The following is a 12,011-nucleotide window of genomic DNA, read 5'->3' as shown; positions in this document are numbered from 1 at the left end:
AGCGTCGTTTGTTTTGCTCCGCCGGACGTGGCAAGGTTGCGCTTGAAAACGAGAATTGAGCGGGAGAGACGCCATGAAGAGCTTCAAGGTCGCCGATTTCAAAGCGCCGCTGAAGGAGTTCGACGAGCCGACGCCGCAGCCCTCGGGCACGCAGGTGCTGATCAAGGTGAAGGCGGCCGGCGTCTGCCATAGCGACCTGCACATCTGGGAAGGCGGCTATGATCTCGGCCATGGCCGCAAGCCGCTCTCGTTGAAGGACCGTGGCATCGCGCTGCCCTTGACGATGGGACATGAGACGGTCGGAGAGGTCCTGGCCTTTGGTCCCGACGTGAAACCGTCCGATCAGGGTGGCCTGAACAAGGGCGATGTTGGTCTCGTCTATCCCTGGATCGGCTGCGGAAAATGCGCGACTTGCCATTCCGGCGACGAGAACATGTGCCTGACGCCGCGCTCGCTCGGCGTCTATTGCGACGGCGGTTATGCCGATCACATGCTGGTGCCGCATCCGCGCTACCTTCTCAATCTCAGGGGGCTCGATCCCGCGACCACCGCGCCCTACGCCTGCTCGGGCGTCACCACCTACAGCGCGCTGAAAAAGGTCGAGCAGCATTTCGACACGCCGATCGTGATGTTCGGTGCCGGCGGCCTCGGCCTGATGGCGCTGTCGCTGCTCAAGGCCATGGGCGGCAAGGGCGCGATCATGGTCGATATCGATGCGAAGAAGCGCGAGGCGGCCGAGAAGGCCGGCGCGCTCGCCACCGTCGATCCCAAGGCGCCGGATGCGCTGGAACAGCTTGCCAGGAAGGCGGGCGGTCCGATCCGCGCGGTGATCGATCTCGTCGGCAACGCCGCGACCACGCAGCTCGGCTTCGACTGCCTGACCAAGGGCGGTAAGCTCGTCATCGTCGGCCTGTTCGGTGGCGGCGCCACCTGGGCGCTGCCGCTGATCCCGATCAAGGCAGTGACGATCCAGGGCAGCTATGTCGGCAATTTGCGCGAGACGCAGGAATTGCTCGACCTCGTTCGATCAAAGCAAGTGCCGCCGATCCCCGTGACGCCACTGCCGCTCAACAAGGCCAACGACGCGCTCGTGCAATTGCAGCAGGGTTCGGTGGTTGGACGCACGGTGTTGACACCGTAGCGAATGCTCATCCTTCGTCATTGCGAGCGAAGCGAAGCAATCCAGAAATCCATCCGCGGAGACAGCCTGGATTGCTTCGTCGCTCCGCTCCTCGCAATGACGAGTCTCTCTTCTTTTCGCTGAGGAATCCCATGTCTGCAAATAACGCGTTCCACATTGCCGTGCTCGCCGGTGACGGCATCGGTCCCGAAGTCATGGCGCCGGCGCTGGAGGTGCTGCGCAAGGTCGGCGAGAAGTCGGGCCTGAGCTTCCGCTTCACCGAGGCGCCGGCGGGTGCCAACAACTATCTCGCCACCGGCAAGTCGATGCCTGATACCACGATCAAGCTGTGCGAGGAGGCCGACGCGATCCTGCTCGGCGCGTGTGGGCTGCCGTCGGTGCGCTATCCCGACAATACCGAGATCATGCCTCAGGTCGAGCTGCGCTTTCACTTCGACCTCTATGCCGGCGTACGCCCGGCGCGCCTCATCCCGGGCGTGCCGAGCCCGATCGTCGGTGCCGATGCGCGCGGCATCGATCTCGTCGTGATCCGCGAGTCCACCGAGGGCCTGTTTGCGTCGATGGGAAAGGGCATCGTCACGCATGAGGATGCACGCGAGACGCTGGTCATTACGCGCAAGACGTCAGAGCGTCTGTTCGAATTCTCCTTCCGTCTGGCCGAGCGGCGCAAGTCGCGGGGTAAGCCGGGCGCGCTCACCTGCGTCGACAAGGCGAATGTGTTCAAGGCCTTTGCCTTCTTCCGCGACATGTTCGACGAGGCGGCGAAGCACCACCCCGCAGTGAAGGCGGATCGCCTCTATGTCGATGCCTGCTCGGCGATGCTCGTGAAGCGACCCTGGGATTTCGACGTCATGGTGATGGAGAACATGTTCGGCGACATCCTCTCCGACCTTACCGCTGGCCTGATCGGCGGCATGGGAATGGCGCCGTCGGCCGACATTGGCGATCGCTACGCCGTGTTCCAGCCGTGCCACGGCACAGCGCCTGACATCATGGGGCAGGGCAAGGCCAATCCCACCGGCATGATCCTGTCGGCCGCGATGATGCTCGACTGGCTTGCCGACAAGCACGGTGTGGAAAGCGCAGCGGAGGCCGGCGAGCAAATTGAGCGCGCCGTGGATCAGGTCTATGCCGGTGGTATCAAGCCGATGGAGTTCGGCGGCCGCAACGGCACCGCGGACATCGCGAAAGCGGTGCTCGCGGCACTCTAGAGCATGATCCGGAAAAGTGCGGAGCGGTTTTCCGAAAAGATCATGCTCAAAAAATAACCTAAAGCGCGATGGCGATTTAGCCCAATCTCATCGCGCTCTAGGCAATGTACCCATAAAATGTATAGTTGCGTCCCGTGGCGTCCGCTTGTTCGCCGACTGCGACGCAATGGCTTTGCTTTAAGTCCTTTAGCACTCTCTGGGAAGGAGGCTGACGCATGAAGAAAATGACTGTCGCGTGTGCTCTCGGAACAGCCCTGATGCTGTGTAACCTTGGGACGTCCAGCGCTGACGCCCGGACGCGAAAGACCCAGGTCGTTCGTGAGCCACAGCAGAGGCTTGTTGTCACGGCGCCCGTGCTCAGGCCGACTCCGTGGGATTATAATATTGTTCCACGATATCGTTATCGCCCTGAAGACGATCGGGTCGATCCATACGGCCCGCCCCTGGTGTCGTCGTGGATCCTCTATGAGGGGTGGCGGTGGCCATACTGGTGGTGAATAACGATCACGCCGACGAAGATGGCGTGCCGGGTGATGTGGTGATCGGCGGCTGACAAACGCGGCGCGCGCTTGCAACGCTCAGCATCGCGAAGCGCGGCCTTATCCCAGCGCGTCCAATTCGCTTCGATCAGGCTATGGCTCCGCGCTAATGGGTCCACGTCCTTATCGGAATGCTTCACATGAAAAAGGGGCCCACTAGGCCCCTTCGTCGGTCACCAGCGGCGCCAGTGACGGTGACCCCAGCCCCACGGGCGAGGTCCGAAGCGGCGTGGACCATAAAAGCCGTAGGCGCGGTAATAGTTCGGGCGCCACCAGCAACGGCCCCACGCGTTACACACCATGCGGACCTGATCGACATTGGCGGCCGGGCCGCTGGCGATACGATCGGCCTGCGGAATGCCATTCGGCATTGCCGCCAGAGCCTGCCCCGACGCGAGCGCAACACCGCCCATGGCCGCCAGTCCAAGCACAGCAAACCTGATTTTCATCACAATCTCCCTCGTTGGTGCCGAGAGAACCGTCGCGCGATCAGTTTGGTTGCAATCTGCGAACGGGCCCGCGAGGAATTTAATCTTCCTGAATATCGGTTCACGTCCGATGTGCGAGCGGTTCCAAATCGCGGCTAGACTTGGCGCTACGTCTCATAGGCTCGCGGTCATTCCCCGCGAATGCGAGGAATCCAGTATTCTAGAGGCGTCGAGATTCATCACATCTGCTGCGGCGTACTGGATCGCCCGATCGAGTCGGGCGATGACGCCGTGATTGTGACGCTCACTCGTATCCACGCCGTCATTGCTGTTGCGAGCACAGCGAAGCAATCCAGAATCTTCTCGCGGAGTCAGACCGGATGCTTCGCTGTGCCTGCAACGACGGAGGTCGTAGAGCGAGCGCGAGTCCAACTCGCTCCGGGCTGGCGGCGGCTCAATCCGGCCTGAGAGGCAGTCTCACCGCCCCCGGAACTGTGGCTTGCGCTTTGCCATGAAGGCCTGGCGGCCCTCGCGAAAGTCCTCGCTGTCCATGCAGGCGGTACCGATCGCCTTGATCGCGTCCATGTCGCGCTGGCTTTCGTCCTTCAGCACCTCCGCAATCGTGATCTTGGCGGCCCTGATTGCGAGCGGCGCATTCTCTGAAATCGTCTCGGCGATCGCCATCGTCTCGCCCCAGAGCTGATCGTCGGGGATGACGCGCTCGACGAGCCCGATCCGCAGCGCCTCCGCGGCATCGATCCGCATTCCCGTGTACATCAGCAATCGCGCCCAGGATGGTCCGACCAGCGAGACAAGGTGGCGCAAGCCGTCAAAGCCATAGGCGATGCCGAGCCTTGCCGCGGGGATTCCGAACTGGCTGCTGGCGGCGGCGATGCGGATATCGGCGAGCATTGCGACCTGCATGCCGCCGCCGAGGCAAAAGCCCTGGATGCAGGCGATCGTCGGCTTGGGGTAGCCGGCGAGCAGCGCCCGCTGCGCGGCGCTGCGTTTCGCATAGTCCTCGGAGGCTGCCGCGTCGTGGCGTTGCTTCTCGAACTCGCTGATGTCGGCTCCCGACACGAAAGCCCTGCCGCCGGCGCCGCGCAGGATCACCACGCGCACCGCGTCGTCGTCGCGCAAGCTCGTCAGCGCCTGGCCAAACCCCTCCCACATCTCCAGCGACATCGCATTGTGCTTGTCGGGATTGTTGAAGGTAATCACGCCGACGGCGTCGGTGATCGTCGTGAGGATCTTGCCGTCGGCGAATGAAATCTCGCCTGTCGTGGAAACGTCTGCCATTCGCGCACCCGCTTGTTTCGAGCGTTGCAATGTGCGGCCGCCGCTGCGGCGACGTCAACCAGGGCGGGCCCATTCCTGGGCAGGCCACGGTTGTCCTTTCGTAGATTGCGCGATGATCGACTATTGCCCCTGATTTGCCCGACGTGTCAAGGGTATTTCGTTAAATCCGCAATGCGTCGGCAGCCCTCTCGCTACTTTGCATGGGGTTGTTTTTCAGATTTTGATCGGCCGGCCATGCCGCGGCGCCTACTGCGCCATATGCGCGGTCAACGGATGGTTGGCCGCATTGCTGAAGAATGCGGCTTCCTCGGCGGTCGCCTCGAGCAGTTGCTCGTCCTGGTTATAGACGTCGCTGCGGAACTGGATGGTTTGGTCCTTGGTCATCCACGCCGTCAGGTAGATCCAGGCCACCGGGACCTTCCTGGCCATCGGGACTTCCAGATGCTGTCCGGTGGCAATTTCCGCGTCGATCGCGGCGCGGTTCCACTTCGGCTGGTCCTTGAGCAACCAGGCCGCCAGATCGCGCACATTGTCGACGCGCGAGCAGCCATGGGAATCGAAGCGGTAGTCGTCGCTGAACAGATTGCGCTGGTTGGTGTCGTGCATGTAGACCGAATAGGAGTTCGGCATGTCGATCTTGACCGCGCCAAGCGCATTGAACGTGCCGTTCTGCTGGCGCACGGTGAAGTTCGGCGCGTGGGTGCCCGACCAGTCGACCGAATTCGGATCGATCGGATTGTCGTGCCCGTCGAGCACCTCCATATGCATGCGCGACAGATAGGTCGGATCCTTGCGCATATGCGCGGAGATTTCGGTCTTGGCGATCGAGGACGGCACGGTCCAGGTCGGATTGAGCACGACGCCGGTGATCTCGGCCGTCAGCGTCGGCGACGGCTTTTCGGTCTTGCCGACGATCACGCGATAGCGCCGCACCACGACGTCGTTCTCGACTGCCTCGGCAAAGGCTGCGGGGATGTTGACCACGACATAGCGCTGCCCGAAGCCGAAGTTCGTGTTCTGGAGCCGCTCCAGCGAGGCCTCGAGTTGCCGGATGCGCTTTTGCACTGGGACGTTCATCGCGGCGATCGTGCGCGGCGTCACCGTGCCGGTCGGGGCCAGGCCATGCCGTGCCTGGAAGCGCTTCACGGCTTCGGCCAGCGTCTCGTCGAAGGCGCCGCTTGCCTTGTCGGCGGCGAGGTCGCCGGAGGCGATCAGCCTCTTGCGCAGCAACTCGTCATTGGGCCCCTGTGTGCCGAGGGCGAATTTCGCGTCCGCAGGAAGCGTCGGCCAGCCGCCGCGCACGGCGAGGTCGGAGTAGCTCAGCGCGGCGTCCTTGATCCGCTGGACCGAGCCTTCGTCGAAGGTCGGCTCATGCGACAGCGCAAGCGCGGCGGCCGATCGTGACTCGGGCGTCGAGGCAGGTGTCGTAGCAGCCTTCGGCGCGGCCGTGTGCGCCGGATTTGCCATAGAGGGCGTCGTTCCGGCCGGCGCTGCGGCAGCGGGCTTGGCGACGCCGGCCTGACCGGTGGTTTCGGTTTGCGCAAGAGCCGAGGCGCTCGCGAAGAGGCCAACCGCAACGATCATGGCTTGGCGCTTCAACATGTGTCTGATCTTCCCTTGGAAAGACGAGGCCTGAACGGGCGCTCGCATGATGGTCTTCTTGCAGCAGTGCCGCGGGCGCGGCTTTTGGCAATTCGTGAGGCGGCCGCAGGTTAGGGCATGGGGATTGCGGTCCGATTAAACGCAGGCGTCCCGGCCTATCCGCCCTCGATTTGGTCGCTCGAAGGCTCGGATCGGTTCGTGAAAATCGCGCCGGAAACAGACGAAAAGCTTGGGGATCGTGCGGGGGAGGCCCAAAAAAGCAAAAGCCGCGCGTCCGGCGCGCGGCGAAGTCTTGTCCAATCCAGCCGCGCCCCCGCGACGCGGCGGATTGAACATCAAATCCGATGGACGGCCGACTGCCCAGCCGTCGATCGCTCAGCCCTCGTTCGCAGCAATCGATTCCATCAGCGAAACGAGCTGACGCTGCACCGTCTGGTCCTTGATCTTGCTGTAGGCGCGCAGCAACCGGAGGCTGAAGGCGCTGTCGAGGAACAGAAGGCTCTCGACTTCGCGCGCCTTGTTGTCGCCGTCGTAGAAGAAGGTCACGGGCACATCGAGCGCCGAAGCGATCTGCTGCAGACGGGCCGCGCCGACACGATTGACGCCCTTTTCGTACTTCTGGACCTGCTGGAAGCTCACGCCGAGCTTCTCGCCAAGCTCAGCCTGCGAGATTTTCATCTCGACGCGCCGCAACCTGATCCGCTTGCCAAGCTCAATGTCCGGCTTGCCGGCACTGCGCTGCTTCATTCTCTTCGCCGCTGTTTTCATACTTTTTCTCACCGTTCTTCGGTTGAAAATCCCCCGAAGAGTTGGGTCAGGGGTTCGCCCATGTACACTTCCTTGAATTCGCGCGGATGCACGAATTCATCCTTGAACCACGGGAAGCGAGCCGGATTGAAGGCTTCGATGAGCCAGTCAATCATGTGCCGCACCCTTGGAATCCGGCCGCTACCGGGATGGTAGGACAACCAGATATCCAATGGTCGGTTCAACGCGACCTCCAGTGGTATCAACTTCCCGCCAAGCGCGATGGCATAGCTCGGAAATACGCCGATTCCGGCGCCGTTTGCGACAGCCCAGTAGTTGGCGCTTGAGACGTTGGTCTTCATGACCAGAAGGTCACGCTCAGCAACGCCCGGGAAGAAGCTCTCGAATGTTTCCTTGGCGGCGATCTGGTCGGCGAATTGCAGTACCAGGCGGTGCTTGATCAATTCGTGAGCCGTGCGTGGCGCGCCATGTTTCTGAATGTATCTTTCGGCCGCCCAGAACATCAGATGCATGCGGCCGAGCCGCACCAGCTTGATGTCGAGCGCCGAGGGGCGCGACAGATGGATGGCCACGTCCGCCTCGTGTCGGGAGACATCGGCCGAGCGCATCGCGCAGTGCAGGTCGACAAGGATGTTCGGATAGCTCTGCTGGAATTCGACCAGCCGCGGCGCCAGCCAGAAGGTGCCGAGTCCCTCGGTGACGGCGACCCGCACCTCGCCGGACGTGCCGGCGAGTGTGTCGCTGGCGCGCAGCACGTCGAAGGTCGCAGCCTCCATCCGCTCCACGGCCGAGACCACCAATGCGCCTTCATCGGTCAAATGGGTGCCGTGGACGTCGCGGGTGAACAGGGTGGCGCCGATCTGGCGCTCGAAATCGTCGATCTTCCGACGGACGGCATTAATGGAGAGCGAAAGGCGCTCTGCCGCCGAGCGGAAGCTGCCACAGCGCACGACCTCAAGGAATATCCTGGCCGCGTCCCAATCCGAGAGGCCGCCGAGGAGTGCTTTCTGGCGTTCTTCCAGAGGAACGCCCCTTTCCGCCAAGAGGTGCATACAAGTCCTTTCAGCTGGCTAAACTGGCAGAATCTTGGACAAACCACAACCACGGCGGGTTGCGGGGGTGGCGAGTTTTGAGCGCCATACTTACCGCGTCGTGGGAGGTATTTGAGTGCGCCAGGGACTGGGAATCGGGCGGTCGATCGTCCGGATGAGGGGTGTCGCGTGCGTTTAATTGCGAGCCTTGAGAACACTGTGTGGTTGGGCCCCCGAAATCGGAGGCTATGGGTCGCAAGTCCGGCTTCGCGCCCGCCTCCCTATGGTCTCCTGCGCCGCAAGCACTGCCGGGAAGTCCAATTACGCTGGTGCGCCGTGTTCTGGCGGTCACGCAACGCTTTTCTTGCAGCGGAACTGCGATATTCGAGCCTGGATGCGCTGAAATCGTATTCGAAGGCTTGGATCCGTCGTGCTATCTTCGCCCGCACGTAGGAGGCGCGGGGATCGTTGCCATTCATTCTCACAGGTTGAACTAACGAAAGAACTCCGGTGTCGCATTCAGATGAACAATTGCAGTCGGTGCTCGAAACGCTCGAGGAGTGCCGTCGGGTTCTCAGTGAGAACCACGTGCGCGAGTCGGTCGAGTTGCTCTCGATTGCCATCCTCGATTTGCGGATGAAACTCAAAGGCGTCGACAATGCCGAGCTTCGGGCGTTGTGCGACGAAATGCTGCGGGGCGCTGCCAGCGAATCCGCCTCCCGTTCCAAGCAGACGCAGGACCAGCCCCGGCGTCCGCTGCTCCGCGTGGTGAAATAACCGCGCCGCCATCTCTCGCATCCGCGAGATTTGTGCGTGTCCCGATGCCGCATCTGTGATCACAGGCGGCATCGGGAGGAGCCTTGGTTTCCAGCGCCTCTGTTGCGCATTACCCTGCATCGGTTACACCAGGGGCCGTTGGGCCCAAACTCCGGCGCGCTCCCCTTGCGCGCGGTGCGGGCCTGGAGATGGCCACGACTGCATCATGCAAAACGTTTCGATCACGGCGGCGCTGCTTGCCGGCCTCGTCAGCTTCCTCTCGCCCTGCGTCCTGCCCCTGGTCCCGCCCTATCTGATCTATCTGACCGGCGCCACGATCGAGCACGTCGAAAGTGACGAGCAGCCGTCCGCCTCCAGGCGCGCGGTCATGATGTCGGCGCTGCTGTTCGTGCTTGGCTTCTCGACCATCTTCATTGCGCTGGGCGCCAGCGCCTCGCTGATCGGCAGCGTGATCCGAGCCTGGTCGGCAGAGCTCTCGATCCTCGCTGGTGTCGTCATCATCGTGATGGGCCTGCACTTCCTCGGTTTGACGCGCATCAGCCTGCTGATGCGCGAGGGGCGGCTGCCGATCCCCAAGCCGGTCGGTCTGTGGGGCGCCTATATCATGGGGCTTGCCTTCGCCTTCGGCTGGACGCCGTGCATCGGGCCGATCCTCGCGGCCATCCTCTCGATCGCCGCGGCGGAGGCGACGGTGACCAAGGGGGCCGGCCTGCTCGCGGTCTATTCCGCGGGGCTCGGCATTCCCTTCCTGATTGCAGCGCTCCTGATCGAGCAGTTCTCGGCGCTGTTCGCGCGCATGAAGGGCCATCTCGTCAATGTCGAGCGGGCCATGGGCGTGCTCATGGTGATCACCGGCATTTTCTTTCTCACGGGCGCAATCAGCAACATGAGCATCTGGCTGCTGGAGACTTTTCCGGTGCTCCAGACGATCGGGTAGGGCCGGTCAGGGCCCCAGGCCGGGCAACAAAATATCGAAAACAACCCCATGCAAAGTAGGCTCATTCGCTACCGCGGCTCGTCCAGCGCGCAGCTGATCGTGTAGACGACGCCGCGCGGCAGAAAATCCACCGTCGCTTCGCCGCCGAGCTGATCGCGCGCGCTGCGCTCGATCAGGCGGGAGCCGAAGCCGCGTTGCACAGGCGCGCTCACCGGCGGGCCGCCCCGCTCGGTCCAGATCAGCCGCAGCCGCGGCTTGGCTATCACTCCGGTGACCTCCCAGTCCAGCGTCACCGTGCCTGTCTCGTTGGACAGCGCGCCATATTTGGCCGCATTGGTCGCCATCTCGTGGATGATCATCGACAGCACGACGGCGAGGCGCGGCGACAGCGGCACCGCTGGTCCGTTCATCCGGATGCGGTCCGGATTGTTCAGCAGGAACGGGTCCAGCGCGCGGGCAACGACGTCCTTCAGGCCTGAGCCCTGCCACTTCTCCTGGCTGAGGAGATTGTGCGCTTCCGCGAGCGCGCCGAGGCGCCCCTCGAACTTGGTACGCTCGTCGCGGCTTGCGCTGCGGAACGACTGCACTGCGATCGCCTGCATCAAGGCGAGGGTATTCTTGACGCGATGGTTGAGCTCTTCGATGAGCAGATTGTGCAGCATTTCGCCGCGCGCGATGGTGGCGGCCATCCGCAAGGCGAAGGCAAGCCCGATCAGGAGCAGCGCACCGCCGATCAGGCTCGTAATCGCGATGTTGCGCCAGAGCGGCGCGACCAGCGAGCCCTCGGCGACGCCCGCGGCAACCGTCCAGCCTGTCAGCCGCGATCGCGTATACGCAGCGCTGAGCGGAACGTTGTCGAGCGAGACCGCCGACAAGGACGCCTCGCCCTTGCGGAACATCTCGTCATAGAGCGATGACGTGGCGCGCTTGCCGAACGTGTCGCCCGGGTTGGGCGCGCGTGCGAACACGATGCCCTTGCTGTCCAGCAGCGATACCGTCCAGTGCTCACCGGGCCGTTGCTTCTCGACCAGCGTCTGGAAGATGTCGAGCGGCGGGCTGAAGGTGAGGGCGTACATCACTTCGCCATCGCGCAACACGGGGACCTCGACGGTGACGACCTGGCGCTGCTTGATCGCGCCGAGGAACAGGTCGGAATATTGCGGCGACCTGGTCGCGAAGACCTTCTCCACGATTTCGGTGTTGTTGCGCAATGGAAGGCCCGCGGTGTCCTCTGTCGCCGAGGAGAACAACAGCCGTCCCTTGCGATCCGAGACCAGCACGACGCCATCCTTGCCGTACTGGTCGAGAAAGCCCGAGGCGATGCGGCGAAAGTTCTGGAAGTCGCCGCTGCGCAGCGCGTCGGTGAGCGCGAGGACCTGCAAGCCCCCGGTCATCCGCTGGACCTCGGCATCGAGCACCAGGCGTATGCTGCGCACCGTTTCCAGCACGCGGCGGTTCGCGTCGCCGCGGTCCTGGGTGTAATTGTAGAAGACGATGCCGACGGCGAAGACGATCAAGGGCAGCATCGTCCCCATGACGAGGAGAGCGAGCCGTACGGGCAGTGTGAACTTTGACAACGCGGGCGCCCTGGTTCCGGCGCGACGCCGCCGGATCATGCAGGAGCATACGGGCAGCCTCCGCGTTGCGCCACGGGTTTTCCAGTTTGCCGAGAAATCCGGGTCGAGCGATTTTGCGCTGCATTCCGCGTCCGGATCGGCGGTTGAGTTTCGCGCTGCTGACGTCCACGACGGACGTTCATTGCGAGCAACGACCACCAGCGGAACTTTGAAAGGAACGATCTGCCATTTTTTCCTGTTGTCGAACTGCCGAAGCCAACAGGTTCGGCAATTGGAGGAGAGGAACAATGAGACTGAGAATCGCAACCGCAGCGGTGATGATCGCCGCCTTCGTCGCGCCGGCGTTGGCGGCCGACGAGTTCTACGTCGTCCAGGACGTCAAGACGAAGAAATGCACCGTCGTCGACAAGAGGCCGACGGAATCGTCGATGACCGTCGTCGGCCCGGCCGGCACCATCTACAAATCGCGCACCGAGGCCGAGGCTGGGATGAAGACCGTCAAGGTCTGCACGTCGAATTGAGGGAGGTCACGATGCCACCAGTCTTCATTCTCTGGGCCGTGCCCGCTGTTCTCGTGATCGGTGGCGGCATTTATCTGATTGGTCACATGCACTGAGGCCGACACGTCAGGGCCGCGGCGAGGATTTCGCCGTGGCCCTCTCGTGTGATTGCGCAATTCTACAGATTTGTTCTCGGTGATT

The 12,011-nt window shown here is 62.9% G+C and carries 11 protein-coding genes; 5 read left to right on the top strand and 6 right to left on the bottom strand.

The window, feature by feature from the left end; genetic code table 11:
• Positions 1 to 73: 73 nt before the first annotated feature.
• Both Q3C01_RS06160 and Q3C01_RS06155 read left to right on the top strand, forming a co-directional pair.
• Entirely contained in the window at positions 74 to 1,141 is a 1,068-nt protein-coding gene (locus tag Q3C01_RS06160; RefSeq protein WP_458144440.1) for an alcohol dehydrogenase, read from the top strand.
• 131 nt (positions 1,142 to 1,272) lie between these two features.
• Positions 1,273 to 2,352 carry an isocitrate/isopropylmalate dehydrogenase family protein gene (locus Q3C01_RS06155; RefSeq protein WP_458144439.1) on the top strand — a complete coding sequence of 360 codons (1,080 nt, stop codon included), beginning with the start codon at positions 1,273 to 1,275 and terminating at the stop codon, positions 2,350 to 2,352.
• Between the two features lie 712 nt (positions 2,353 to 3,064).
• On the opposite strand, the gene Q3C01_RS06150 is transcribed toward Q3C01_RS06155, so the two are convergent.
• The 5 genes from Q3C01_RS06150 to Q3C01_RS06130 form a co-directional block, all read right to left on the bottom strand.
• Positions 3,065 to 3,340, bottom strand: coding sequence for a hypothetical protein (locus tag Q3C01_RS06150; RefSeq protein ID WP_458144438.1), 276 nt, complete (start codon positions 3,338 to 3,340; stop codon positions 3,065 to 3,067).
• Between the two features lie 456 nt (positions 3,341 to 3,796).
• A complete protein-coding gene (locus Q3C01_RS06145; protein WP_458144437.1) occupies positions 3,797 to 4,618 on the bottom strand; it encodes an enoyl-CoA hydratase in 822 nt (273 codons plus the stop codon).
• 246 nt (positions 4,619 to 4,864) lie between these two features.
• A complete protein-coding gene (locus Q3C01_RS06140; RefSeq protein WP_458144436.1) occupies positions 4,865 to 6,220 on the bottom strand; it encodes a L,D-transpeptidase family protein in 1,356 nt (451 codons plus the stop codon).
• A 375-nt stretch (positions 6,221 to 6,595) separates the two neighbouring features.
• On the bottom strand, positions 6,596 to 6,967 hold the full coding sequence (locus tag Q3C01_RS06135; RefSeq protein WP_027558475.1) for a helix-turn-helix domain-containing protein: 372 nt from the start codon (positions 6,965 to 6,967) through the stop codon (positions 6,596 to 6,598).
• A 29-nt stretch (positions 6,968 to 6,996) separates the two neighbouring features.
• Positions 6,997 to 8,040, bottom strand: coding sequence for a LysR family transcriptional regulator (locus Q3C01_RS06130; protein WP_458144435.1), 1,044 nt, complete (start codon positions 8,038 to 8,040; stop codon positions 6,997 to 6,999).
• 519 nt (positions 8,041 to 8,559) lie between these two features.
• Here Q3C01_RS06130 and Q3C01_RS06125 point away from each other — a divergent pair.
• Together Q3C01_RS06125 and Q3C01_RS06120 are read left to right on the top strand one after the other, a co-directional pair.
• Positions 8,560 to 8,796 (top strand): hypothetical protein, encoded by a 237-nt coding sequence (locus Q3C01_RS06125; protein ID WP_458144474.1) that lies wholly within the window; start codon positions 8,560 to 8,562, stop codon positions 8,794 to 8,796.
• A gap of 205 nt (positions 8,797 to 9,001) precedes the next feature.
• On the top strand, positions 9,002 to 9,733 hold the full coding sequence (locus tag Q3C01_RS06120; protein ID WP_458144434.1) for a cytochrome c biogenesis CcdA family protein: 732 nt from the start codon (positions 9,002 to 9,004) through the stop codon (positions 9,731 to 9,733).
• Between the two features lie 68 nt (positions 9,734 to 9,801).
• Here the strand turns inward: Q3C01_RS06120 and Q3C01_RS06115 are convergent, their stop codons facing one another.
• Entirely contained in the window at positions 9,802 to 11,259 is a 1,458-nt protein-coding gene (locus Q3C01_RS06115) for a sensor histidine kinase (protein WP_458144473.1), read from the bottom strand.
• A 338-nt stretch (positions 11,260 to 11,597) separates the two neighbouring features.
• On the opposite strand from Q3C01_RS06115, the gene Q3C01_RS06110 reads away from it, so the two are divergent.
• Positions 11,598 to 11,831, top strand: coding sequence for a hypothetical protein (locus Q3C01_RS06110; RefSeq protein WP_458144433.1), 234 nt, complete (start codon positions 11,598 to 11,600; stop codon positions 11,829 to 11,831).
• Positions 11,832 to 12,011: the final 180 nt, after the last annotated feature.

The sequence above is a fragment of the Bradyrhizobium sp. UFLA05-109 genome, from assembly GCF_054185165.1.
This window is presented reverse-complemented; position numbering and strand designations above follow the sequence as displayed.